This is a genomic window from Paraburkholderia sp. GAS348 (assembly GCF_050434205.1).
Classification (GTDB): Bacteria; Pseudomonadota; Gammaproteobacteria; order Burkholderiales; family Burkholderiaceae; genus Paraburkholderia.
The window spans coordinates 329528-353393 of the sequence record NZ_JBNPVT010000001.1; the positions used below are offsets into that span (position 1 = coordinate 329528).

Sequence of the window (23866 nt, forward strand, 5' to 3'; positions counted from 1 at the left end):
ACGACCGGAGCGAACGGGATCGCGCTCGCCTTGAACGGCGGCAGATCAACGTCGATCTGTTTGACCATTGATGTGCGCGGTGCAATCAGCGCGGTAACCGCTAGAATTGCGGTTTTAGCTCGGAATACGCCCGTGTCTTTTGCCTCGCTTGGCCTGATCGATCCCTTGTTGCGTAATGTGCAGGACCTCAATTACCAGACACCTACGCCGGTGCAGGCCAAGGCGATTCCTGCTGTGCTCAGTGGCAAGGACGTCATGGCTGCGGCACAGACCGGCACTGGCAAAACGGCGGGGTTTGCGCTTCCGCTGTTGCAACGGCTGGTGCAACACGGCCCGGCGGTGACCAGCAACCGCGCGCGTGTTCTGGTGCTGGTGCCCACGCGTGAACTGGCTGAACAAGTGCTGCAAAGCTTTATCGAATACGGCAAAGGCCTCGATTTACGATTTCTGGCCGCCTACGGCGGTGTGAGTATCAACCCGCAGATGATGAAGTTGCGCAAAGGCGTGGATGTGCTCGTTGCCACGCCGGGTCGTTTGCTGGATCTCCATCGCCAGAACGCAGTGCAGTTTGATCAAGTACAAACGCTGGTGCTGGATGAAGCCGACCGCATGCTGGATCTGGGCTTTGCGCGCGAACTCAACGCCGTCTTTGCTGCCTTGCCCGTTCAGCGCCAGACTCTGCTGTTCTCTGCCACGTTTACCGATGATATCCGCGCCATGGCGGCGGGCATTCTGCGCGGCCCGGTCAATATCAGCGTCAGCCCGCCCAATGCCACGGCCAGCAAGATCAAGCAGTGGGTGGTGACGGTGGATAAAAAGAACAAGCCTGATCTCTTCATGCACCTTGTGGCTGAGAACGACTGGGAGCACGCGCTGGTGTTTGTCAAAACCCGCATTGGCGTGGATTACCTGGCGGCCATGCTGGATGAAGCGGGCTATGCGGTCGACACCATCCACGGCGACAAACCGCAACCCGCGCGCCTGCGTGCGCTGGAACGCTTCAAGACGGGCGAAGTAAGTATGCTGGTAGCCACCGATGTGGCTGCGCGCGGGCTGGATATCGACGACCTGCCGCTGGTGATCAACGTTGATCTGCCGATCGTGGCGCAAGACTATGTGCACCGTATTGGCCGTACCGGCCGCGCGGGCGCCAGCGGCGTGGCGGTGTCCCTTGTGTGTGCCGATGAAGCGCCGCAACTGGCCGCGATTGAAGCGCTGATCCGGCAAACGCTGCGCCGTGAAGAAGAGCCGGGTTTTGAAGCCGAACATCGCGTGCCGCAAACTAGCGCGACGGGCGAGATCATCAAGAAACCCAAAAAGCCCAAGAAGCCCAAAGTGCCGCAAGCTGCGCCGGGCGCCATGCAGGTGCTCAGCAAAAAACCGCGTCCGCAAAGTGGCGAAAGCAAACGCAAGCCTACGACGCAGCGCGCTGTAGCCGCAGGTAAAGGCACAAGTTTGTCCAGCGGTAACCCATTCAGCGTGCAAAAGCCACGCAGCAAACCCGCCAGCAAGCCAGCTGCGGGTTCACGTAAGCCGGCTGGCAAACCCGCTGGTGGCCGTGGCAAACGTCAACCCTGATCCGCGGGAAGAGTAACGCCAGCCTTGGAACAGGCTGGCGGTTTGCGGCCCGCTGGTAGGCAGCGGCGCGGCTTCGACGTGCATCTGGTCGGCAGGTAACGGCGCACTGAATCCAGAATCCATAACAACTTCGGGGCCGAACGGACGTTGAAATCGTGCGTAGCGAGCGTCCGATCAAGGTCGTCTCTGGTGAATGTGTCCGCTTCTCACACGAAAGCCGTCATTTGATCGGCTCATCGCGAACTACCGCTTTGGCTCGGTGCATGACTGCGCGAGCAGAAGAAGTGTTGCATCCCCCGATTAATTCCGCAAAGCCACCCGGCCAGATATGCGAGGTCCTAATGCAACCAGTCCTGGCTGCCCGACGAGGGTGCATGTTCAGGACCGACGGCATCGTCCTCGATTCGCGTATTCCGTCCGAGGTGGACCCGGAAGTGTCACGCCTGCGAGGGCGAACCGTCCGTGCTCGCGAGATAGAGGCGGGTCATGAGTTTCCACTCGCGCAGCAACTCATCGTTTAGGAGATCGTCTCCGTAAAGAATGGCCCTATGTAAAAGGGCTTCTCCGGATGATTCAATGACAAAAGCCGCGAGGCGCAGGTCCGGCCTGGGTACTGGCTCCCCGCATTTGCGAAGTGCGCTTTCGAGAAGGTCAGCAATAGCGAGAGAAATGCGTCTCAGGTGCTGCGTCTTGCTCACCTTGCCCATCTGATCGAGAAGAACGCGATGCAGTGCAAGATCTTTTGCGTACGCGTCCACACTTGTATCGATCCACGCGTCGACCAATGACGCTATCCCCTTGCCCTCCACCTCCTTGAAAGCTCCGGCGTACGTGTCAAGCAGGTTGTCACAATGGCGTTTGATCAGCTTTGCGACAAGGGCTTCCTTGCTGGTGAAGTATTCATAAAGAGAACCAACACTGACACCCGCTGCTTCGGCAATGCGAGTCGTGCTCGTGGCTTCAAATCCATCTCTTATCAAAAGCTGTTGAGCCGCCTCGAGAATGGCGTCAACAGTCATCAGGGACCGTCCTTGCCTCGGCCTGCGGCGCACGGCAATCTGTGCGTTCGTGCCAAATTTCCGACCTTTGACAGGCACCTCTTCCTCCTCGGCAACAACGTTCTCGACGGCCACCACAAGGCGCGACCTACGCCCTATCGATTTTAGCCTTATGCGCGTGCCCTGAAACTTCGGAACATGCGATATCCGAGTAGGCGCCCAGCAAGTCACGCGGGCACCCTAGAAGAAAGGCGTCGTGGCGGACCGAAATCGGGGCGCCGAAATCCGAATAGAAGCACGAAAGTGCGCCGCTTATGATAGGGCCGTAACCAAGTTGCGGCCTCGCGGGCGATATGCTGCACCGAGGAATATTACACTTATCTTACGCCCGGTGCGAAGATAGACGGAGACATAAGTCACATGGAACATGGCGCTTCACAGAATCTGGCGTACTGGCCCGCAGACCAAACCGAGCCGTTCCTGGAGATCAGCATTGGGGACGCGCTCACGAATGCAGCTGAGCGTTGGAAAAACGAAGTCGCGCTGATTGAGGGTGTAAGCGGAACCGGCAGGCGTCGCTGGACCTATGGCGAGCTGCTGGCGCAATCACGTAAAGTGGCGGGCGCACTTCTGAGTTGCTTTCGCCCGGGCGAGCACGTCGCGGTGTGGGCATCGAACCGCCCGGAGTGGGTGCAAATCGAACTGGGTGCAGCGCTCGCGGGTATTACGCTTGTCACTGTGAACCCGGCGTATCTCGCTGCGGAGCTCAAGTATGTCCTCAAGCAGTCACAGGCCTGCGGAATCATCGTGGAACCCGAGTATCGCGGAAGGAAACTCGCAGCGGTCGTGGAGGAAGTCAAACCTGAACTGCCACTCTTGCGGGAAATCATTTCGCTGAAGAGTTGGGGAGATTTTGTTGAGGGTTCGTCAGAGGTCGCCACGTTGCCACGTGTTGAACCTGGCGATATAGCCCAAATTCAATACACATCTGGCACCACAGGATTTCCCAAAGGCGCGCTTCTAACCCATCGGGGGTTGGCAAACAATGGGCGAATCTATGCGCAAGTTATCGGTGCGCGTAAAGGCGACGTATGGGTCAATCCCATGCCCCTGTTTCATACTGCCGGGTGCGGTCTCGTGACTTTGGGAGCATTGCAGACGGGAGGAGCTCATGTGCTTCCGTCGACGTTCGATCCGGCGTTGATATTGAATCTGATTGAAACGGAGCGCGGTACATTGATGTCCGCAGTTCCAACTATGCTAGTTCGTATTCTCGAGTACCCAGAGTTGACCGTCTTCGACTTGAGTTCCTGGAGACTCGCAACGCTCGGCGGCGCGCCGGTCCCGCCGGAGCTTGTACGGAGGATCGAGAATACCCTTCGCATTAGGGTGGGCATTGGATTCGGGCAAACGGAAGCCTCCCCATATATCACTCATACGCGCGAGAACGAGTCTCGATCGGGTTGGGCGTCGACTGTCGGGCGGCCCATGCCACAAATCGAAGTCAAAGTGGCCAATCCGCAAAGCGGCGAAACTGTGCCGATCGGCACATTGGGTGAAATTTGGACTCGGGGAAGTTGCGTAACCACGGGCTACTTCGATAATGCGGAAGCAACGCGACAGGCGCTGACCGACGACGGATGGCTTCGGACGGGCGATTTGGGTTCGATGGCAAACGACGGCTATCTCACCATTCAGGGAAGAATGAAGGAGATGATCATTCGCGGTGGCGAAAACGTATATCCGCGCGAAATCGAGGAGGTTTTGCTCAGCCATCCTGCCGTTTCAGGCGCTTGCGTGGTCGGGTTGCCCGACACCGAATGGGGTGAAATCATCGCTGCCTTCGTCCAGCTCAGAGCCGGACATGCTGAAGGAGAGAGCGAACTCACGAGCTTTTGTCGAACGCGTCTCGCAACATACAAGACGCCACGGGTCTGGCGTTTCGTGGATGAGTTCCCTCAGACTGCATCGGGAAAGGTCCAGAAATATGTTCTACGTGAGCAGCTTCTTAAAGAAGTTCGTGCGGACAAGTCACTGAACGGCGCCCCGTAATTCGTAAGTCACGCCCCGGTGAGGGCAACCTCTTGGGGCGGACTATTTCAAACTCCGCCGGGGTCACAGGATACGGGCAGGACGCTGAATTTTCCCAATGAAACTATGGATTCGATCGCCTTCTATTTTGATTTCGTCTCGCCCTACGCGTACCTCGCATCGAATGAGATTGAGGCCTTGGCAGAGCGTCACGGTATAAAACTTCATTGGCTACCTTTCCGGCTTGGCGTTGCGGTGGTGAAGGTAATGGGGCTGAAGCCGCTGCTTGATACGCCGCTCAAAGGCCCCTATGCTCGTCACGACGCGTCACGAATGGCAAAAGTATTAGGACTGCCGCTTACCGATGATTTCTCCATGTTTGACCCTGTACCCGCTCATCAGTTGATGTACACGCAACCGCTTGAAAAGCGACCGGCGCTGGCGAAGGCGTTGTTGAGTGCACGTTGGGGTGAGGGGCGGAACCTCGGGGACAGGGATATCTTGTTCGATGTTGCTCAGAAGGCTGTGGGTATCGACAAGCAATGCTTTCGAGAAACCATTGAATCGAAAGAATCACGTAGCGCTGTCAACGAGGCGACTCAAGCTGCAGTCTCCCGAGGGGTGTTTGGCTCCCCAACATTCGCAGCAGGAAACGAACTTTTTTGGGGCGGGGACCGCATTTGGCTACTCGATCAGTATCTTGCCGCTGGGGCGCGATATGTGCCGGCCACGGTCACCCCTCTCACCCCCAGATTAACGGTAGAGAAACTCAAAAGGATATGAGGAGCCAGCATGAAGACACGTATAACCGAACTTTTCCAAATTAAATATCCCATCATACAGGGAGGGATGCATTACGTCGGCCTCGCAGAGCTTGCCTCTGCGGTTTCCAACGCGGGCGGCTTGGGCATTATCACTGCCCTGACTCAAAAGACGCCTGAACAACTTGCAAAGGAAATTGCACGGTGCAGGGAAATGACCGATCAACCGTTTGGCGTGAATCTCACATTCCTTCCAACGTTCTCGGCCCCTCCCTATCCTGAGTACATTGATGCTATCAAACAGGGTGGCGTGCGCATCGTCGAGACGGCGGGTCGCAATCCAGAGCCCTACATGGGTCGTCTCAAAGACGCGGGCATCAAGGTTTTTCACAAGTGCACGTCAATACGGCATGCCCTTAAAGCACAGCAGATAGGATGCGATGCTGTCACTGTGGATGGCTTTGAATGCGGTGGCCATCCGGGAGAGGACGACATTCCGAATATGATCTTGCTGCCACGTGCGGCCGACGAGCTAGCTATTCCGACTATCGCTTCGGGTGGCATGGCTAACGGGCGCAGTCTGGTGGCGGCACTCGCGCTGGGCTCTGAAGGCATCAGCATGGGCACTCGGTTCGTTGCTACGCAAGAAGCACCGGTTCATGAGAATGTAAAAAGGGCGATTGTTAACTCAACCGAGTTGGACACGCGACTGATCATGCGCGGCTTGAGAAATACTGAGCGCGTGCTCAACAATGCAGGTGTGGAGCGTCTTCTGGAGATCGAGCGCGAGAAGGGAAATAATCTTCGTATCGAAGACATCATTGACCAGGTGGCCGGTGTTTATCCTAAAGTCATGCGCGACGGCTTGCTGGATTCCGGCGCCTGGAGTTGCGGCATGGTTGCCGGCTTGATTCATGACGTTCCGTCTGTGAAGGCACTTATTGACGATATTATCGACGAGGCCAAGACACTGATCGGGGCAAGGCTCCGATCAATGCTCGATGCGACGAGCGTCGACAAGCCGAACCAGAGCTGTGTTGAGGATGTTTTGCGATAGTACGGTGACACGCAACTATTCGGTCAAAGATGCAGAATTACTCATGTTCGGGGTGGGTCTATTGCAAATCTTGTCGAGAAAACGGAGGTGCTGTTCGCTCACCGTCGCCCTCACCACACTCCTGAGACGATAGTCGCGACGATCGCATCAGCCATTCGCGATTGATGGCCCTTGCTACAGCGCGCAGGCCCGATCGGGCCAAGCGGCAAGCCGCCGGCGTCAGCGAGCGTCCGGTTTGCCGTACAACAGCGGACACTCGTCGACGCTGGGCGAAGGGCAAGAGTGGGTCGTGCGCCGCCGATCAGATATGTGCGCGGTTCAGGTTGCGTATGCCGTTTGCACGAGGCAGTACGCGACCGAGACCAGCCGACCAACCGCGCTCTCAGCGGCACATTCGAACGTCGTCTGCACTCGGGTAACAGACCATGCCAGATCATTCTGTTCGCTGGACCACGTACCAATACAAATTGATACTTTCACCAGTCCTGTAACTGGAGCTATTCTCAATTATTGTCGAGTCCTATACGCGTGCGGGACAGCGCAAAAAATGTCCTCAGACGCAATCTCCTCCCACGACGTATCTCGTCGCCTGGCTAGCCCCGCTCAGCGATATCGCACACCAGTTCAAAGTGAGATATTCGTGAGACCTTTTCTTCTATTGATTGGCGCTCTGGCTGGCGGGTCTTTCGTCGCCACGGCCCAAGCCACCGACATTACTGTGGCGCCGGCAGCACGTTTGCGCCTCCCCCAGTTGAATTCGCAGATCAAACTGCCTGACACCCCCATTGCCGCAGTGCTTCGCCAGGATGGCTCTGGTACAACCCTCATCTGGACGCACTATCTTGCGCAAGTTAGTCCCGAGTGGAAGCGCAAGGTTGGTGAGGGCACCATGATGGGTTCGGATCGCTCAATCAATTCCTGACCAATCAAGCGGGCAAGGATGCGTGGCCAATTATTGGTGCCACCTACGTGTTGTTGCATGCAACGCAGGACTAGCCAGACCACGGCGAGGCAACGCAGAAGTTCTTCGACTGGGCGTTCAGGAATGGGGGGCAGGCTGCGGAAGACCTAGACTACATCTCACTGCAGGACTCGGTTGCAACGGAAATCCGCTTGCGATGGCACACGGGGGGGAGGGCTGATCCTTCGGCTCAAGCCAGTCGCCGGGCAATGATTCGACAACCCTCGTGCGGGGGATGCCACGACAAACCGACGCACGTGTGCAATGTGACGCGCGACGAGAGATGAGTCTTCCATGATGGCGATGCGCAGGGCGGCATCGAAGCCTTCCCCAATCAGATCGGCATGGACATCCGTGAGATGAAGATCCACGGAAATATCCGGGTAGGTCCGGAAAAATTCGGGTAGCAGTGGTGCAACCCACCGAGCGCCAAACGTGAGCGGCGCAGCGAGCTTGACGAGACCACGTGGTCGGCTTGAGGTCTCACGGGCGAAATCCTCGGCCTCCTCGGCGTCGGCATAGATTTTCGCCGCTCGTTCGGCGAGTGTGCGGCCATAGTCCGTGAGTGCAAGTCGTCGGGAAGTCCGGTTGAACAGTCAGCCTCCCAGCCGCTCTTCAAGGCGGGTAACGGCCCGAGAGATCGTGGCGACCGAAACACCCATGGCCGTGGACGCCGCAGCGAACGAACCCTCTTCGGCGACCTTCGCGAACATCGCGAGCCCTTCGAAATCCGGGAGCTTCGACATCGACAATCCTGCAACGATGGGGCGGGCGATGGCGGACGGATCCAATGGGTATCCGGCCGTCCAGGTGAGGCTCCAGCTTACGCTGGAACTGATTTCATCGTTGCCCGGGAAGGCCGCATAGCCGCCGTTTATCTCTTCTTCGACAAGCTGCCCTGAACGTGTCGCTAAGTTTTTTGAATTGACGAACACTGTATGCCGCACCTCGGATTTACTCGAACATGTCCGGCTGCTGCACCACTAGCTGATCGTAAATCGTTTGGAAACGCAGCCAGCCGATGAACGGGCTACCCACGTGCTCGCGACTGTAGCGCGCGCGCTCCGGCGTCACCATCGTCGGGGTGATGCCTGTCGCTTCAACCAGCAACTGTTGCTGGCACGCGCGTTCGAGGGCAATAAACCAGAACGCCGCTTCGTCGATGCTATGCCTGCTGGCCGTCAGCAACCCGTGATTCTTGTGTATCGCCGCGCGCACATCCTTGAACCACCCCGCTACCGAACAGCCCGCCTCCTCTTCGACGGCGACTTGTCCCGCCTCGTCGTCGATCACGACGTGGTCTTCGAAAAAGACGGCTGCATCCTGCGAGATTGGATCGAGCTTCGAACGGCGAACTCGTTATCGTAGGGGAGGGGCTATACAGGCCCATCGAACGAGAGACTCATTTCTTCTGTTATCGCGCTGCTGACCGTTCGTCCCGAAAGATACAACAGTTCCACGACTGGCTCGTGCGTGAATCTCGCAGGCTATCCAGCGATGAGTAGTGCGGAAGTCCCGTGCTGTCGGCAACTGTCGAACTGCAATCGACGTATCCTGCCGAAAAGCCAGCCCCTTGGAACGAGCGACACACACCGTTGAATTGTTGACAATCGCTATTCCGAGCGAGAGCAACTGCTGGCTAAACTACGGTTTCCACGCAGTGGCGTGACAGACGCTGAATGACCCAAGCCGCACGAACGCGGCGACCCGGAAGATCCTATGACCATGAAAGGAAAGGATAGACCTCATGCCGAGCCTTGAACGAGTGCGACCGGCTACGCTTATCGACTCTGTCTGGCGCATGGCGCTTCGCCTCGGATTCCGGCTTGCTCGCGCCTGGTGGTACCTTCGACGGCCTCGCCATGAGGGGGCGCTAGTAGCAATCTACGTCGGGCGGGCGCTGTTGCTTGTGAAGTCGTCGTACCGGGCCGAGTGGAATTTTCCGGGCGGCAGTGTCCGGCCCGGTGAGACGCCTGATGCAGCGGCGCAGCGCGAAATGGAGGAGGAGATTGGTCTCTCGTCGTACCCATTACTCCCCGCGGGCAGCGCCTGCGGCATTTGGGACGGGCGAAGAGACCGGGTGCATTTCTTTGAGCTGCACCTCGACCGCATACCCGAGTTGCGGCTTGATAATCGCGAGATTGTCGCCGCGCGCCTGGCATCGCCGGAAGAATTGCACGGCATCGCGCTGACAAAGGCGGTCGCTGCATATCTCGGCAGAGATCTCTGCTGTTAGTTAGTTGCCCTTTTCCTTTCGGGACACCTCAATGGGGCCGGGGCCGGGGCCGGGCGTCGCGAGTAGGCGCAACTTGCCTGTGCAAACTAGTTCGATGGTCAAGCCTCGCAAACCGGAAACGCCCTCGCGGTTCGGGGTAAACGCGCATGCAAGATCCTAAACATCGGTCGTAAACAAGAGGCGCCGGGCAAACGCCTACAGTGGGTCTCGAAATGCCAGGCTCTGCGCATGCCGATTTGAAGGCTGGTTAGTTCAATGCCCGCATTTCGGTAAAACGGGCTCCCGCGACAGCACTTCGAAACGAGTCTGGCTGTGTCGTAGTCCCATACCTGGCGTTAATCTTCATGGCGCAGTCGCGTCGTCACTCACGAAGGAAACGAAGTGCAGAAATTTGTTTTCACGATCAGACTCAAGTTGATGCTTGCGTTCGGCACCTGGGCAACACTGATGTTCGTCGTCGGACTGATGGCGATCGTCGCACTATGCGGCCTCGACGCGAACGCGGCTTCGTCATACCGTTCGTTGCTGACGAGCCTGATTGCGGTGGCGTCAATAGGATGTGCCGTCGCGCTCTATTGTGGCCTCCATCTGAACGGTGTCGTCTGCGGTGGACTGAACCGCATGGGCAGAAAATTTGAGGATATTGCGACAACCCTTGACTTGTCAAAGCGGTCTTCGAGTCCGCGCATGGACGAGTTCGGCCGTTCAGCAGTCGCGTTCGACAAGCTGATGCGTCGTGTGGAAGAGACCATGTCTGCTGTGAATTTGTCGACTGATTCTGTTACCACCTCTACGCGCGAAATCGCCGCCGGAAACCTTGACCTTTCCGCACGCACAGAAGAACAAGCTGCGTCGCTGGAGCAGACTGCATCCAGCATGACGCAACTGACCGAGACGGTGAAGCAGAACGCAGACAATGCGCGTCGTGCGAATGCACTGGCCACGAATGCCACGGACATCGCCGGTACAGGCAGCGATGTCGTTCAAACCATGGTTGCCACAATTGAGAGAATCAACGGCAGCTCGAACAAGATATCCGAAATCACGAGCGTGATTGAAGGGATTGCGTTCCAGACAAATATTCTTGCGCTCAATGCCGCTGTGGAAGCGGCTCGAGCTGGCGAACAAGGAAGAGGCTTCGCGGTCGTGGCCAGTGAGGTTCGTAGTCTGGCTCAGCGATCTGCGTCTGCGGCAAAGGAAATCAAGGAACTGATTGCCTCATCTGTAGCCACGATTCAGGATGGCTCGCAACAGGCCATTGAAGTTAGCACTGCGATGGGCGAGATTAAAAGTGCTATCAAGCGTGTTTCCGAAATCGTCGGTGAAATCGCTGGTGCGTCGGACGAGCAAAGTCGTGGCATAGAACAGGTCAACCAGGCCGTCAATCAGATGGACCAGGTGACGCAGCAGAATGCGGCGCTGGTCGAGCAGGCGGCAGCAGCGGCCCAGTCGCTCGAGGACCAGGCGGCCAAACTAAAAATCGCGGTTTCGTCATTCAAGCTTGCTGAGACAACGGGATCCGCGCTACCTATCGTTAGGCGTATGCGCCCTTCGTAGCATTGATTTCTGAAAGATTTTCATGGATCCACTGGATCGCCCACTTGTTCGAGAACGCGATGGCTTCAGCCTCGGTGGCGAAATGTGGAAGGTTGATGATAAGTAGCGGTAGCTATGGCGCTGCCTCTCTGTCGCCAGCAATGTTCGCGAGTGCTCTACTGAGGCCAACGGCAGCAGTGATAGACGTCCAGCGGAGACACGCTGCCCACGCTTACGAGCTGACGAATTTGAAGGCGAGCACTGCCAAGGCGGCGTCCCCTTCGCCTCGACGTTGCAGATCCTCTGCAAGCAGTTTCTGAAAGAGTGTTTCTTCCCGTTCGCCGTACAGTTTGCGAAATTCGCCGAGAACCTCAGCGATAGCGCTGTTCCGCGTGTCCGGACTCAGAGTACTGCTGATGTATGAACAACCTCGTGCCAGTTCAAGCACGTAGGCTGTGCGAGCATTCGCCATGGCGGCGCCACCGGTTTTTCCTCGTGGCATGAGGTCTCTCAATTTTTTTGCGCGCGCACATCCACTGCCGAGCGTACAGCCGGGCTGAGTTGCAATGAGCGCCCCACGATAGTGTGGAACTAATTTACCGCAGGGTGCTGAAGGAAAACTTAAGAAGCGCGATCTCGTGACCTGAGACACGAAGTCGATGCCGGATGGCGCCACCTCCCTCACTACTGACTCGACGAAACCTTCGATGCTCCATTTCGCAGCGTGATAGCCCGATTGTGTTGAATGGTTCATGCTGGGTCTCTTTGGCCGCGCCAGGAAGTCCGCTTGTGCCGGTCGCGACAACCACGAGGGCTCGGACACGAGCAAGATGGATGTTACCTATTTGCGGCATGTCGACGGCTAACCTATCTTGAATGAGTGGACGGCATTGACCCCGTGGGTTATCCAAAAGGGCAGGGGCGTGGCTCTCCGCCGGCCGGTTCCAACGCGCGTAGTCAGAGGTTCACGATGAATAGCGACGCAGCTTCGCCACCGGGCGGGCCAGAAAACCAGACAGAAGCCGGCACGAGCGGCGCCGATCGTTTTGCCGTGGCGGATGCGCAGACCCCATATAGCACCCCGCGCTGGCATCAGATATTTCCGGTACTGACTGACGCCGAGATTGATCGGATCAATCGCTTTGGTGCGATACACAGCTACGCCGCCGGCGAATTCTTATATCGCGCGGGTGGCATGAGTCCAGGCATGTTCGTCCTGTTGTCGGGCACGATTCGATACACGGCACGCGACGGACTGGGCCATCGACGTTTGCTGCGCTCTCAGGCGAAACGGGGCGAATTCACCTCCGACGTTGGCATGCTTTCAGGCAAGCCCGGCCTTGTCGATGCCGAGGTTATCGAAGATGTCGTGGCGCTCGTGATTTCGCCGGAAAAGCTGCGTGCCCTGATGATCGGCGAGGCGGAGCTCGGTGAAAGGATCATGCGCGCGCTGATCCTGAGGCGCGTCGCCGCGATCGAGCGCGGGCAAGGGGCGGTGCTCGTTGGCCCGCCCGACAACGAGCGGCTTCTCGCGCTGCAACATTTCCTGCAGCGCAATGCTTACCCGCATATGACGCTTGACGAAAGCGGTGCCGATGCCGTCGCGTTGCTCGAGCGCATGACGCCTCGGCGCGATGACATGCCGCTCGTTGTCTGCCCGGATGGCACCGTGCTGCGCAATCCGGACGACGGGCAGCTCGCCTCATGCCTGGGACTCGTGCCGGAATTCGATCCTGGGCATGTTTACGACGTCGCGATCGTCGGCGCCGGGCCTGCTGGCCTGGCGGCAGCCGTCTATGCGGCATCCGAAGGCTTGTCAGTGGCAGTCTTCGATTGCCGCGCGCCCGGCGGCCAGGCAGGCACGAGTGCCCGCATCGAGAATTATCTGGGCTTTCCGACCGGCATTTCGGGGCAAGCGCTAGCCGGCAGGGCATTTAACCAGGCGCAGAAATTCGGCGCGCACATCGCGATTCCCGTCGAGGTGAAAGGCTTGCATTGCAGCGCATACCCGCTCGAGGTGGGACTGGCCGGTTCGCAGCGCGTTGCGGCACGCACGGTAGTCGTCGCGAGCGGCGCGGAATATCGGCGTCCGGCAGTGAACGGGCTTGGGCGCTTCGAAGGTCACGGCGTCTATTACTGGGCGACATCGATCGAGGCCCGGCTTTGCCGCAGCGAAACCGTGCTGCTGGTCGGTGGCGGGAATTCAGCAGGACAGGCCATTGTGTTTCTTGCATCGCATGCTGCCCATGTTCATGTCCTCGTCAGGGGGCAGGATCTCGAACACAGCATGTCGCGCTATCTGATCGAGCGAATTGCCTCGTTGCCGAACGTGACGATCCATATGGGTTCCGAAATCACGGCCCTCGAAGGTGACGAACGGCTGGAGTCCGTCCACTATCGGCGACGCGAGGGGGGTATAGAAAGTCTGAAGACGCATCACTTGTTCCTTTTTATCGGTGCCGACCCAAACACGAAGTGGCTGCGTACGAGCGGAGTGTCGCTGGATCCGAGAGGATTTGTGTTGACCGATACCGACCTGGGAACACGAGCCAGCGGGCCCACGCTCCCGCTGCATACAAGTGTCGACGGCGTGTTTGCAATCGGCGATGTTCGATCGGGTTCCACCAAGCGCGTTGCAGGGGCCGTGGGCGAAGGGGCAGCCGTGGTCGCGCAGATTCACCGCTTTTTAGCCATGAAGCGCGCCGACACAGCCACGCGTTCCATGCATGTGTAAGCCGCCTGTCGCATCACCCCGGCGTCCCGTGTCTACTGCGCAACTGCGTGAATCTCGGCGATATAGCCACCAGGGAACTGCACGAGCGCGGCTTCGCGCTTATCCGAAGTGAACGGCGGGACCAGTACCGTGACGCCTGCCGCCTTCGCCTTCTGCAGCGTGTCGGCGAGATTCGTCACTTCATAGCCCGTCATCTCCCGGCCGAACGGCCAGGGCAAGTGGCCGTCGGTTACCAGCACCGTCATCTTGCCGAAGCCCGAGTCGATCCGCACGCGTCGGTACGTATCGCCCGGCCGGCCATTTCGACGCCAGGCGCGTTGTGATCATCGGAGACAACCTTGCCATGCGAAAAAGCCACGAAGTTGCGAATCAGTAAGCAACTCCCCCTGCCGGCTGGCGGCGTCACGCCGCACGGCCGGAGTCGGGACATCAAACGAGATGGCGGGCGGCTGATTATCCGGCGGGAACCGCAGGCACGATTTCGTGGGGACCATCGGTGCGCTGCGGTGCCTTGTGCACCATCGTGTACGCGTAGTCCACGCCCATCCCGTACGCACCAGAGTGTTCCCTGACGACCTTCATGACGGCGTCGTACGTTTCGCGACGCGCCCAGTCGCGCTGCCATTCGAGCATCACCTGTTGCCACGTCACAGGCACGACGCCTGCCTGGATCATGCGCTGCATGGCATAGTCGTGCCCGTCCTTCGACGTGCCACCCGAGGCATCTTCAACCATGTAGATCTCGTAGCCGCCTTCCAGCATGGCGCTGAGTGCGAAGGTGTTGTTGCAAACCTCCGTCCACAGGCCGGAAACCACGATCTTCTTGCGTCCATTCGCAGCCAGCGCGTCACGAACCTTCTGGTCATCCCAGGAGTTCATCGACGTGCGTTCGAGCACCGGCTGGCCGGGAAATACGTCGAGCAGTTCGGGGTAGGTAAAGCCCGAGAAACTTTGCGATTCGACCGAGGTGATGGTGGTCGGAATGTTGAATATCTTCGCTGCCTTGGCGAGGCCCACCACATTGTTCTTCAGCACCTGCCGGTCAATGGATTGGACGCCAAATGCCATCTGCGGCTGTTGGTCGATGAAAAGCAGCTGGGAGTTTTGCGGTGTCAGTACTTCAAGTTTTGGATTGCTCATGATCGGTTCCTTTCAGCGTGTTTGGGTAATCAGGCTTGCTTCAGCGTTTCGATGGCATCCAGCACGTGCGTGCTGTAGGTGATGGCAGCGCCGGCGTTCAGGTTGATGGCAACGCCGAGCGCTTCTGCGATTTCCGCGTCCGGGACGCCGAGCTTGACGGCCTCCGCTGCATGAAAGGCGATGCAACCATCGCAGCGCGTGGTGACTGCGACGGCCAGCGCGATGAGTTCACGCGTCTTCGCGCCAAGATGGTTGGTGTTGGCGCCCGCACCGGCGACAAGGGCAAAACCGCGAAGGGTGTCCGGCGTGCGTGTGGACAGTTCCTTGAGGCGAGAATTGATGTCGTGAATCGTCTCTTTCCACTCGACCATGAGATAGCTCCAATAGGATTACATAGGATGTAGGCGTGCGAACCGACCGCTCTGCCGCTCTGCTGCTTGCCAGCTTCGGGTCAATGTGGTTCATCGACTCCGGGCGTCAACGGATTGACTGAGATGAATGCTAATTGGGCGTCCGGCATGCGTCATTTGGAAACGTGAAAAGAATTTAGAATCTCGCCTATCTCATTGATTTGTATAGATTTTTGCTGTACTATTCAACCGAACGAATCGGCGTGCAGCGACCGTCACCTTCCCGGATCGGTTGGAGAAAATGAACCTTATCGAGATGCTCCAGGCGGCCGGCATCGACGGAAACAAGGCCGACTTCTATCTGGCTTCGCTCGAACTCGGCGAGGCGACGGTCGCTTCCATCGCCCAGAAGGCGGGTATCGGCCGCACCAATGCATACGAAGTGCTCGACCGGCTGCTCGCCGATGGACTCGTCGCGACCGTGCAGAAAGGCGCGCGCAGCTACGTGATTCCGCAGGATCCAATTGCTCTGCTGAGGCGTATCGAGGCGCAACGTCAGCTCGTTCAGGAAGTGCTCCCGCGACTGCGCTCGATTCACAACTCAGCCGGTGGAAAACCGAAGGTGCGCTATTTCTCGGGCATCGAAGGGATCAAGACCGTGCTCAACGAAACGCTCGAATGTCAGAGCAAGGAGTTGCGCGCCGTGATGTCGAACAGCGAGCTGTTTCAGATGCCCGGCGTCGAGGTCATCAGGGGTATCGTCGCGCAACGCGTCCGTGCGGGCATCAACCTGCGCGTGATCCGCTCGGGTCCAAGCGATACGCGCGATCTGTGGCGATCGTCGACGCGCGATCGCCGCGAACTCCGCTTTGCGCCCGCCGATTTCGAAGTGGGCATCACGACCTATCTGTACGACGACACCGTGGCCTTCATTTCATCGCGGGCCGAGCACTACGCGCTGTCCATTCAAAGCGCGGAGTTCTTTGCGTTCGAGTGCAGTCTGTTCGAAGTGCTGTGGAGCGCGAGCACGCCCGATCGGTTCGACAAACCCGCCTGAACCGCTTTCGTCCACTCCGAGACAGTACGGGGTGCTAATCCAAACACGCAGGCCGGAAAGATAAGTGAGCCCGCGTGCCAGTGTGTCCGATGTCTCCAGATGGCGGTGCAGCCGCTCTTGGCGACCGTACTGGCGCAACTGCCAGTTGACGCCGATGTGATTTTCTTCCTTGCGGGTCCTAAGAAGCCTTCAACGGCAGCCAGATCTCGAGCCCACCCATGCCGCTGACCGGATCGAACTTCTCGTCATAGCGTTCGAAGTTCGGCGCATCGGCGGGAGTATGTCCCGAAGCAGGCAGCCACTGATTCCAGATCGTGTTCCAGGTGCGCCGCACGGTCGAGATATGCTCGCGGTGGCTGAACACCGCGTAGCGCTGCGGGGAAATGCGCAAGCGGCCCAGCTCGGCGGGCAATGCCGAGAAGTCGCTGACTTCGACACCGCACAGATAATCGACATTGCCGGCGTCGTCGGCGTTGTAGCAGACGCCATACGCCACGTTGCCGACCTGGCCCGGCACTTTGCCGAAGTAGTCGCCAAAGCGCTGCCACTGCGAAGGAATCGCGGCGCAGGTTTCGCTGGTATAGCGCTCGCTTAAGCCCGCGACGAGAAACGGTTTGCCGTCTTCGAAACGCGGCGGTTCGAGATGCGTGAGAAGGGTTTCGTCCATTTTGATCGGCTCCACGATGGCAATGTTGTCGAGGTGGCCACGCGCGCGCAGCGCTTCGGGTGTGAGTCCGAATTGCTCGCGAAACGCGCGCGTGAATGCTTCGTGAGAACCGTAACCGGCGTCGACGGCGACCGTCAGGATGTCGGGGGCGCCGTCGGCGAGGTGCCGTGCCGCTTCGCTCAAACGGCGCGCGCGAACGTAGCGCATCACCGAAAACCCAGTGGCCGCTTCGAAAGCACGCGTCAGGTGAAAGCGCGACACGCATCCACAGTTGGCGATGTCGTCGAGCGTCAGCTCGCGGGCAAAATGGCTCTCGATAAACCAGAGCGCTTTTCCAACGGGGTTCATATCGGCTCTCATGTCAGCATGAAGCCAGCATAGCCAGGCGCGACGCGGCGCATTTGATCGCGCTTGCGGTTTTGCCGTTGGGCTGGATTGACCGCGATCGGCCTGGTTTCAGGTGGGAGCCGGTCAGTAGTTTTCTGTTGTCGCCGCATTCCCTGCGCCATGCGGTTGTGCCGGCGTGGACCCGCCGTGACCGTGTGCTTCCGCTTCGGCTTCGGCTACCGCTTTGGCGCCGCCTGGCTGCCCAGGACGCAACAGCAAACCGCCCAGCACACCCGCCGCCGCCGCGAAGATCGCACCGAACAGAAACGCCACGTGGTAGCCGCTATTGAGCGCCGCCGTAGCGCTTTCGGAAACCTGCATCGCGCCGCTGCGCGCGGCAGCGAGACTCGCGAGCACGGCGAGGCCGAGTGCGCCACCCATCATGAACGACGTATTGACGATACCGGACGCGAGGCCCGAATCGCTCGGATCGACATCACTCATGGCAGCCAGCAGCAAGGGATTGAACGCGATGCCCGCGCCGAAACCGAGCATGATCATGCCAGGCAGCACGTCGAGCACGAAGCTGCCGTTGACCGGTGCCCGTGCGAACAGCGCGAGGCCACACGCCGCGACGAGCAGCCCGACGGCAAGCGGAAGGCGCAGGCCGAAGCGCATCACCACGCGCGCCGAGAGGCCCAACGAAAAGAACGCCATGATCAGATTGGCCGGCAAAAACGCGAGCCCGACCTGCAAGGGCCGGTAACCTAGCACGCGCTGCAGATACAGCGCGGAGATGAAGAACCACGCGAACATCGCCGCCGCCCACAGTACGCCGACCACGTTGGCGGTCGCGACATTGCGCAAGCGGAACAGACCGAGCGGCATCAACGGATGCTGCACGCGCGCTTCAATAACGAGAAACACGGCCAGAAGCGCGAGCGCGGCGAACAGCAGGCCCAGCGTCTGCGCCGAGGTCCAGCCGGCCTCATTGCCGTTCACGACTGCGTACACGGCGAGCATCAGCGAAGCCGTCACCGTCACCGCGCCGGCCACGTCGAGCCGTTCGCCGTGAGCATGACCGCGTGCCGACGGCAAGAGCGCGACGCACAGCGCGTAGACGGCGATGCCAATCGGCAGGTTGACGAGAAAGATCCAGTGCCAGCTCAGCAGGTTGGTCAGCAGACCGCCGAGCAATACGCCGATGCTGCCGCCCCCCGCGCAGACAAAGCCGTACACGCCCATCGCTTTGGCCCGTTCGCCGGTCTCGGTGAACAGATTCATGATCAGCGACAGCGAAACCGCGGAGACGACCGCGCCGCCCAAACCCTGCACGGCACGCGCGCATATCAGCAGGATCTGCGAATTCGCCATGCCGCATGCGAGCGACGCCAGCGTGAACAGCGTGATGCCGCCGAGGAACAGCTTGCGGTGGCCGTACAGATCGCCCAGCCGCCCGCCCAGCAGGAGGCAGCCGCCGAAGGTAAGCATGTACGCATTGACCACCCACACCAGCGAGGTCTCGGTAAAGCCGAGGTCCGCGGCGATCGACGGCAAGGCAACGTTCACGATCGTCGTATCGAGCACGATCATGAGCACACCGAGGCACAGGACGATCAGCGCCAGCCAGCGTTTGTTGCCGTGGATGGAATGGGTCATGCAGGGACTCCTTTTACCTTGATCAAGCAGATGCAATCGCATGCAAGCGGGCACAAGCGGGCACAAGCGGTTCAACCGGGTGCCAAATGTGCCGCCGCACGGCACGAAGCCGGAAATCCGGTCGGCAACCCGTTGAGCGCAATAGGAAATTTTAGTCTAGCACCCGCGACTTTTGACCCACAACTACGAATTCCCAGGCGGCGTTTGCCGTTAATCGCCACCCAGTAGTTCGTACTTGCCGCCGCGCTCCAGCGCCCGTTGATAAGCCGGCCGCGCGTGAATGCGCTTCAGGAAATCGACTACGGCGGGAATCTGCCCTTCCATGCCGCCGCGTGCGGTGGCGGCTTCGAGCGGAAAGCTCATCTGCACATCGGCCGCCGTGAAATCGTTGCCGACGAACCAGCCCGTCGCGCTCAATTCCTTATTGATGTAGCCGAGATGGAGCTTCAACTGCGGATCGATGAAGCTCGATTGCAGCGTCGAGGCGATCTTGCGGGCGATCGGTTTGGCGAAGAACGGCATGGGTGCGCTGGCGATGCGCAGCGCCACCAGCTTGAGCAGCAGCGGCGGCATTGCCGAGCCTTCCGCATAGTGCATCCAGTAGGTGTAACGCAGCCGATCAGGCGTGCCCGCTGCGGGCGCGAAACGGCCTTGACCGTACTTGTCGACCAGATACTCGATGATTGCGCCGGATTCGGCGAGGGTCTGACCGTCGTCGGTAATCACGGGCGACTTGCCTAGCGGATGGACCGCGCGCAGCTCGGGCGGCGCCAGCATCGTTTTCGGGTCGCGCTCGTAGCGCTTGATCTCGTACGGCACGCCGAGTTCTTCGAGCAGCCACAACACGCGTTGCGAGCGGGAGTTGTTCAGATGATGGACGATCAGCATGGGTCGAGTGACGTTGGCCTGTGAAGTGTCACATCATAAGGATGTTGTGCCGAGGTGGGGCTCTAGTTGCTCGCCTCTTCGACGAAAGCAGCAGCCATGCGGTGGGTCCCATGCAAGATGGTTGCCGTGGAAAGAGGCGCTGGTTGACGGGCTACTTGAGCGTACGCAATTCAAAGCGTTTGAGCTTGCCCGTTTCGGTGCGCGGCAGCGAGTCGATGAAACTGATGACGCGTGGGTATTTATACGGCGCCACGCTGTTTTTCACGAAATCCTGCAGTTGCGCGACCAGTTTGTCATCCGGCTTATAACCTGGGTTCAGCACCACGAAGGCCTTGACGATTTGCCCGCGCGTCTCGTCGGCCACGCCGATCACACCGCATTCGGCCACCGCGTCGTGTTGCAGCAGCACGCTTTCCACTTCCGGGCCGGAGATGTTGTAGCCGGCGGAGACGATCATGTCGTCGGCGCGGGCCTGATAGAACACGTAACCGTCTTCGTCGAGATAGACCGAGTCGCCGGGGAGGTTCCAGCCGTCGCGGACGAACTTCATTTGGCGGTCGTCGGCGAGATAGCGGCAGCCGGTCGGCCCGCGTACCGCGAGTTTGCCGATTGTGCCCGCCGGGACCGGCTGCATGGCGTCATCCACGGCTTGGATGACGTAGCCCGGCACCGCGCGACCGATAGCATTCGGGCGGATCGCGTCGCCTTGCGCCGAGATGAAAATATGGATCAGTTCCGTGCCGCCGATCCCATCGATCATGTCGATGCCGGTAGCGTCGTGCCATAGACGTCGCGTCGAATCCGGCAACGCCTCTCCCGCGGAGACCGTTTTCGCCAGGCTCGAAACGTCATGATGCGCAACAAGCGGTGCCATTTGCCGATAGAAGGTCGGCGCGGTGAACATGATCGTCGCGTGGAAGCGTTCGACGATTTGCAGCAAGGTCTCGGGCGTGAGCCGCTCGATCAGCACCGTCGACGCACCCACTCGCAGCGGAAAGCACAGCAAGCCGCCCAGGCCGAATGTGAAGGCGAGCGGCGGCGTGCCGCAAAACACATCGCTCGATGAAGGCTTCAAAACATGACGCGGAAACAGATCGCACATCGCCAATACGTCGCGATGAAAATGCATGCAGCCTTTCGGTGCGCCAGTTGTGCCGCTGGTGAAGGCGATCAGGCAGACGTCGTCGGCCGCGGTGTCGCACGCGGTGAAGTGGTCCGGTTTGTTGATCGCGAGGGTGTCGAGCGAATCGGCGGAATCGTCATGAAACCAGCGTATCTGTTTCAGGCCCGCGCAATAGAACTCATCCTGAGGGTCGTTGCAGCGTGCGAGTTCATCGGTCAGGCGTGCGTCGCATAGCGCGGCGCTGACTTGCGCCTTCTCGATGATCTGCTTGAGTTCTTTCGCACGCAGCAGCGGCATGGTGGGCACCACGACGAGGCCGGCCTTCAGCGCGGCGAGCGCCGTCACCGCCATGTGCAACGTGTTCGGTCCGCGCAGCAGCACGCGGTTGCCCGGCTGCAAGCCCATTTCGTCGACCAGCACATGCGCGCTGCGGTTCACCAAGGCAAGCAGCTCACCGTAAGTGGTCGCCTGCGGTTTTCCATCTACGTCCGACCAGATCGCCGGACGGTCGCGATGTCCCGCTTCGATCGTTCTGTCGAGCAATTCCGTCGCGCAATTGAAGCGCGCCGGGTAAGCAACGTCCGGGTTGTCGAGCAGAAAGACAGGCCATTGATCTTGCGGCGGAAGATTGTCGCGCGCGAAGGTGTCGACGTGTGCTGACGGTTCCATCATTGTCTCCCCGGCCGTTGAGCCGGCTGAATGCGTTTCGGTTGGCTTGGTGGGTTTCGTGTTTCGCGTGCTTACTGAGGGATCACTGCCGTCGCTTCGATTTCGACCTTGGCTTCGTCTTCGATCAGTGCGACGACCTGGACCGCGCTCATTGCGATGTCGTAGTCGCCGATCAGTTCGCGAAATGCACGGCCGATATCTTTCAGCGAAGCGAGGTATTCGCGCTTGTCCGTGACGTACCACGTCAAGCGGACCAGATGCTCCGGTGCGCCGCCCGCTTCGTGCAGGACGGCCACGACGTTCTTGAGCGCCTGAATCGCTTGCTGTGCGAAGTCGGTGGTCTGAAAACGCGCCTGTTCGTCCCAGCCGATCTGGCCGGCGATGAACACTTGCGTGCCGGTTGCTGCAACGCCGTTCGCGTAGCCGCGCGGTTTGATCCAACTGGCAGGAAGGAGAGCTTTTTTCATGAGCGATGTGCCTCGATGGGTTCGGGCTGTGGGGCGAACGTCGCGAGTGCGCTCGCGATGTCGGTGGGAATGTCGATGGACGTACCGCTTTCGAGCGATGTCGTGACCAGCACCTGTTTCGCGCGGAAGCGGGTTTCGTCGCCGTGCTGGCCGACGATCTCGATGCTGATCGAGCGGCGCCCGACCTTTGTGAGGTTGAGTGCCAGCGTGATCGTTTCGCCCATCTGGCTCGGCCGCGAAAACTCGCAATCGAGTTTGACGATCGGCAAGCCGACGCGGCGTTGCGCGATCATTTGCGCATAATCGATCTGCAGGCCTTCGTTGAACCAGTCTTCGACCAACGCGTTGGTCATCACCAGATATTGCGGAAAGAACACGATGCCCGCCGGATCGCAATGCGAGAAACGGATGCGGACTGGTCTTTCGAAGGTCGTGTTCATTTCGCTGCGTCCTTGATGGCTTCCGCGGCGTGGGCCTTCAGGAGGTCGCGGCCGACAATCAACTGCTGCACCTCAGTCGCACCTTCATAGATACGCAGCGCACGAATTTCGCGGTACAGCATCTCGACCGCTGTGCCGCTTTGCACACCCATGCCGCCATAGAGTTGCACGGCGGCGTCGATCACCTGTTGCGCGCCTTCGCTGGCGTGCCACTTGGCCATCGCGGCTTCACGCGTGACGTTTTCGCCCTGATCGCGCAGCCAGGCCGCGCGATAGACCAGCAACGCGCTGCTGTCGATAGTCAACGCCATCTGGGCGAGCTTGGCTTGCGTCAGCTGAAAATCGCCGAGCGTCTGTCCGAACATCTTGCGCGACGATGCGCGCGAGAGACCCTCAGCCATGGCATGACGCGCGAAACCCAACGACGCAGCCGCCACCGACGTGCGGAAAATATCCAGCGTACGCATGGCGAGCTTGAAACCTTCGCCGGGTGCGCCGAGCATCTGGCTGCGCGGCACGCGTGCGCCGGCAAAGTGCAAACGCGCTAGCGGATGCGGTGCGATCACGTCGATGCGTTCGGCGATTTCCAGTCCCGGTGTGTCGGCTTCGACGATAAAGGCGGTAATGCCGCGTGCGCCCGGCGCTTCGCCGGTTCTGGCGAACACCACGTAGAAATCGGCGATGCCGCCGTTCGAGATCCACGTCTTGTCGCCGTCGAGTACGTAGAAGTCGCCGTCTTCGCGCGCCGAGAGGGACATCGCGGCGACGTCCGATCCCGCTTCAGGTTCCGACAAGGCGAAGGCGGCGATGGCCGACCCGTTCGCCACGCGCGGCAAATAGCGCGTCTTTTGCTCATGCGTGCCGCCGAGCGAGATCGCGCCCGAGCCGAGTCCTTGCATCGCCAGCGCGAAATCCGCGAGACCGGAATGCCTGGCGAGCGTTTCGCGCAACAGGCAGACGGCGCGTGTGTCGATGGTGTCGCCATTCCCGCCATAGGCCACGCCGCCGACACCGTATTTCAGCCAGCCTGCCGCGCCGAGTTCACGGACCAAACGGCGGCAGGTCGTATCGACGTCATCGTGCTCTACGTGCGAGAGATTCGCGCGGCACCATGCTTCAATACCCTTAGCCAGTTCGCGATGGCGCGATTCAAAAAACGGCCAGGCCAGTGCGCTGTGCAGATCCAT

Annotated in this window: 19 protein-coding genes and 4 pseudogenes; 9 read left to right on the top strand and 14 right to left on the bottom strand. The window is 59.6% G+C overall.

The genetic code is table 11. The features are described from left to right. Positions 1–132: 132 nt before the first annotated feature. A complete protein-coding gene (locus P3T22_RS01575) occupies positions 133–1578 on the top strand; it encodes a DEAD/DEAH box helicase (protein WP_429324166.1) in 1446 nt (481 codons plus the stop codon). A gap of 437 nt (positions 1579–2015) precedes the next feature. Here the strand turns inward: P3T22_RS01575 and P3T22_RS01580 are convergent, their stop codons facing one another. Beyond that, a complete protein-coding gene (locus P3T22_RS01580) occupies positions 2016–2711 on the bottom strand; it encodes a TetR/AcrR family transcriptional regulator (protein WP_158515378.1) in 696 nt (231 codons plus the stop codon). A gap of 285 nt (positions 2712–2996) precedes the next feature. On the opposite strand from P3T22_RS01580, the gene P3T22_RS01585 reads away from it, so the two are divergent. From P3T22_RS01585 to P3T22_RS01600, 4 genes and pseudogenes are all read left to right on the top strand, one after another. Then, entirely contained in the window at positions 2997–4628 is a 1632-nt protein-coding gene (locus P3T22_RS01585; protein WP_429324032.1) for an AMP-binding protein, read from the top strand. 105 nt (positions 4629–4733) lie between these two features. Then, positions 4734–5390 (top strand): 2-hydroxychromene-2-carboxylate isomerase, encoded by a 657-nt coding sequence (locus P3T22_RS01590; protein ID WP_429324033.1) that lies wholly within the window; start codon positions 4734–4736, stop codon positions 5388–5390. A 9-nt stretch (positions 5391–5399) separates the two neighbouring features. Beyond that, a complete protein-coding gene (locus P3T22_RS01595) occupies positions 5400–6425 on the top strand; it encodes an NAD(P)H-dependent flavin oxidoreductase (RefSeq protein WP_429324034.1) in 1026 nt (341 codons plus the stop codon). Positions 6426–7176: 751 nt separating this feature from the next. Further along, positions 7177–7553 (top strand): annotated as a pseudogene (locus P3T22_RS01600) (phosphate ABC transporter substrate-binding protein PstS); the annotation flags it as partial. A gap of 60 nt (positions 7554–7613) precedes the next feature. On the opposite strand, the pseudogene P3T22_RS01605 reads toward P3T22_RS01600, so the two are convergent. Together P3T22_RS01605 and P3T22_RS01610 are read right to left on the bottom strand one after the other, a co-directional pair. Then, positions 7614–8132 (bottom strand): annotated as a pseudogene (locus tag P3T22_RS01605) (LysR family transcriptional regulator); the annotation flags it as partial. A 208-nt stretch (positions 8133–8340) separates the two neighbouring features. After that, a pseudogene (locus P3T22_RS01610) lies at positions 8341–8730 on the bottom strand (class II aldolase/adducin family protein); the annotation flags it as partial. 403 nt (positions 8731–9133) lie between these two features. On the opposite strand from P3T22_RS01610, the gene P3T22_RS01615 reads away from it, so the two are divergent. Together P3T22_RS01615 and P3T22_RS01620 are read left to right on the top strand one after the other, a co-directional pair. Further along, positions 9134–9622 carry an NUDIX domain-containing protein gene (locus P3T22_RS01615; RefSeq protein WP_063500394.1) on the top strand — a complete coding sequence of 163 codons (489 nt, stop codon included), beginning with the start codon at positions 9134–9136 and terminating at the stop codon, positions 9620–9622. A gap of 381 nt (positions 9623–10003) precedes the next feature. Beyond that, positions 10004–11179, top strand: coding sequence for a methyl-accepting chemotaxis protein (locus tag P3T22_RS01620; RefSeq protein ID WP_429324035.1), 1176 nt, complete (start codon positions 10004–10006; stop codon positions 11177–11179). A 211-nt stretch (positions 11180–11390) separates the two neighbouring features. Here the strand turns inward: P3T22_RS01620 and P3T22_RS01625 are convergent, their stop codons facing one another. Continuing rightward, a complete protein-coding gene (locus tag P3T22_RS01625; protein ID WP_429324036.1) occupies positions 11391–11912 on the bottom strand; it encodes a hypothetical protein in 522 nt (173 codons plus the stop codon). 216 nt (positions 11913–12128) lie between these two features. Between P3T22_RS01625 and P3T22_RS01630 the strand changes: the two genes are divergently transcribed. Then, positions 12129–13892, top strand: a complete 1764-nt coding sequence (locus P3T22_RS01630) for an FAD-dependent oxidoreductase (protein ID WP_063500391.1) — start codon at positions 12129–12131, stop codon at positions 13890–13892. Positions 13893–13924: 32 nt separating this feature from the next. On the opposite strand, the pseudogene P3T22_RS01635 reads toward P3T22_RS01630, so the two are convergent. The 3 genes and pseudogenes from P3T22_RS01635 to P3T22_RS01645 form a co-directional block, all read right to left on the bottom strand. Continuing rightward, positions 13925–14265 (bottom strand): annotated as a pseudogene (locus P3T22_RS01635) (VOC family protein); the annotation flags it as partial. Positions 14266–14345: 80 nt separating this feature from the next. Beyond that, positions 14346–15032: a hydrolase gene (locus tag P3T22_RS01640; protein WP_063500390.1), complete on the bottom strand. Its 687-nt coding sequence runs from the start codon at positions 15030–15032 to the stop codon at positions 14346–14348. Between the two features lie 29 nt (positions 15033–15061). Continuing rightward, entirely contained in the window at positions 15062–15403 is a 342-nt protein-coding gene (locus P3T22_RS01645) for a carboxymuconolactone decarboxylase family protein (protein WP_063500389.1), read from the bottom strand. Between the two features lie 280 nt (positions 15404–15683). Here P3T22_RS01645 and P3T22_RS01650 point away from each other — a divergent pair, with 280 nt between their 5' ends. Further along, positions 15684–16439 (top strand): TrmB family transcriptional regulator, encoded by a 756-nt coding sequence (locus P3T22_RS01650; protein ID WP_063500388.1) that lies wholly within the window; start codon positions 15684–15686, stop codon positions 16437–16439. A 178-nt stretch (positions 16440–16617) separates the two neighbouring features. On the opposite strand, the gene P3T22_RS01655 is transcribed toward P3T22_RS01650, so the two are convergent. From P3T22_RS01655 to P3T22_RS01685, 7 genes are all read right to left on the bottom strand, one after another. Beyond that, a complete protein-coding gene (locus P3T22_RS01655; protein WP_063500387.1) occupies positions 16618–17454 on the bottom strand; it encodes an AraC family transcriptional regulator in 837 nt (278 codons plus the stop codon). Positions 17455–17577: 123 nt separating this feature from the next. Beyond that, the gene (locus tag P3T22_RS01660; RefSeq protein WP_063500386.1) at positions 17578–19092 is read right to left on the bottom strand and encodes a DHA2 family efflux MFS transporter permease subunit; all 1515 of its coding nucleotides are present in this window, start codon (positions 19090–19092) and stop codon (positions 17578–17580) included. A gap of 210 nt (positions 19093–19302) precedes the next feature. Next, positions 19303–19980, bottom strand: a complete 678-nt coding sequence (locus tag P3T22_RS01665; protein ID WP_063500385.1) for a glutathione S-transferase — start codon at positions 19978–19980, stop codon at positions 19303–19305. A 151-nt stretch (positions 19981–20131) separates the two neighbouring features. Beyond that, positions 20132–21772: an AMP-binding protein gene (locus tag P3T22_RS01670; RefSeq protein ID WP_063500897.1), complete on the bottom strand. Its 1641-nt coding sequence runs from the start codon at positions 21770–21772 to the stop codon at positions 20132–20134. A gap of 71 nt (positions 21773–21843) precedes the next feature. Then, positions 21844–22239 (bottom strand): RidA family protein, encoded by a 396-nt coding sequence (locus tag P3T22_RS01675; RefSeq protein ID WP_429324037.1) that lies wholly within the window; start codon positions 22237–22239, stop codon positions 21844–21846. Then, positions 22236–22679 carry an acyl-CoA thioesterase gene (locus P3T22_RS01680; protein ID WP_063500383.1) on the bottom strand — a complete coding sequence of 148 codons (444 nt, stop codon included), beginning with the start codon at positions 22677–22679 and terminating at the stop codon, positions 22236–22238. Before P3T22_RS01680 ends, P3T22_RS01675 begins: the two co-directional genes overlap by 4 nt. After that, positions 22676–23866, bottom strand: a complete 1191-nt coding sequence (locus P3T22_RS01685) for an acyl-CoA dehydrogenase family protein (protein WP_063500382.1) — start codon at positions 23864–23866, stop codon at positions 22676–22678. The genes P3T22_RS01680 and P3T22_RS01685 overlap by 4 nt, the downstream gene beginning before the upstream one ends.

What these genes read in the sequence shown, in the direction of transcription:
- P3T22_RS01585 (WP_429324032.1), top strand. Translation starts at nt 2,997, where the DNA reads ATGGAACATGGCGCTTCACAGAATCTGGCGTACTGGCCCGCAGACCAA.
- P3T22_RS01590 (WP_429324033.1), top strand. Translation starts at nt 4,734, where the DNA reads ATGGATTCGATCGCCTTCTATTTTGATTTCGTCTCGCCCTACGCGTAC.
- P3T22_RS01595 (WP_429324034.1), top strand. Translation starts at nt 5,400, where the DNA reads ATGAAGACACGTATAACCGAACTTTTCCAAATTAAATATCCCATCATA.
- P3T22_RS01615 (WP_063500394.1), top strand. Translation starts at nt 9,134, where the DNA reads ATGCCGAGCCTTGAACGAGTGCGACCGGCTACGCTTATCGACTCTGTC.
- P3T22_RS01625 (WP_429324036.1), bottom strand. Translation starts at nt 11,912, where the DNA reads ATGAACCATTCAACACAATCGGGCTATCACGCTGCGAAATGGAGCATC.
- P3T22_RS01630 (WP_063500391.1), top strand. Translation starts at nt 12,129, where the DNA reads ATGAATAGCGACGCAGCTTCGCCACCGGGCGGGCCAGAAAACCAGACA.
- P3T22_RS01640 (WP_063500390.1), bottom strand. Translation starts at nt 15,032, where the DNA reads ATGAGCAATCCAAAACTTGAAGTACTGACACCGCAAAACTCCCAGCTG.
- P3T22_RS01645 (WP_063500389.1), bottom strand. Translation starts at nt 15,403, where the DNA reads ATGGTCGAGTGGAAAGAGACGATTCACGACATCAATTCTCGCCTCAAG.
- P3T22_RS01650 (WP_063500388.1), top strand. Translation starts at nt 15,684, where the DNA reads ATGAACCTTATCGAGATGCTCCAGGCGGCCGGCATCGACGGAAACAAG.
- P3T22_RS01655 (WP_063500387.1), bottom strand. Translation starts at nt 17,454, where the DNA reads ATGAACCCCGTTGGAAAAGCGCTCTGGTTTATCGAGAGCCATTTTGCC.
- P3T22_RS01660 (WP_063500386.1), bottom strand. Translation starts at nt 19,092, where the DNA reads ATGACCCATTCCATCCACGGCAACAAACGCTGGCTGGCGCTGATCGTC.
- P3T22_RS01665 (WP_063500385.1), bottom strand. Translation starts at nt 19,980, where the DNA reads ATGCTGATCGTCCATCATCTGAACAACTCCCGCTCGCAACGCGTGTTG.
- P3T22_RS01670 (WP_063500897.1), bottom strand. Translation starts at nt 21,772, where the DNA reads ATGGAACCGTCAGCACACGTCGACACCTTCGCGCGCGACAATCTTCCG.
- P3T22_RS01675 (WP_429324037.1), bottom strand. Translation starts at nt 22,239, where the DNA reads ATGAAAAAAGCTCTCCTTCCTGCCAGTTGGATCAAACCGCGCGGCTAC.
- P3T22_RS01680 (WP_063500383.1), bottom strand. Translation starts at nt 22,679, where the DNA reads ATGAACACGACCTTCGAAAGACCAGTCCGCATCCGTTTCTCGCATTGC.
- P3T22_RS01685 (WP_063500382.1), bottom strand. Translation starts at nt 23,866, where the DNA reads ATGGATCTGCACAGCGCACTGGCCTGGCCGTTTTTTGAATCGCGCCAT.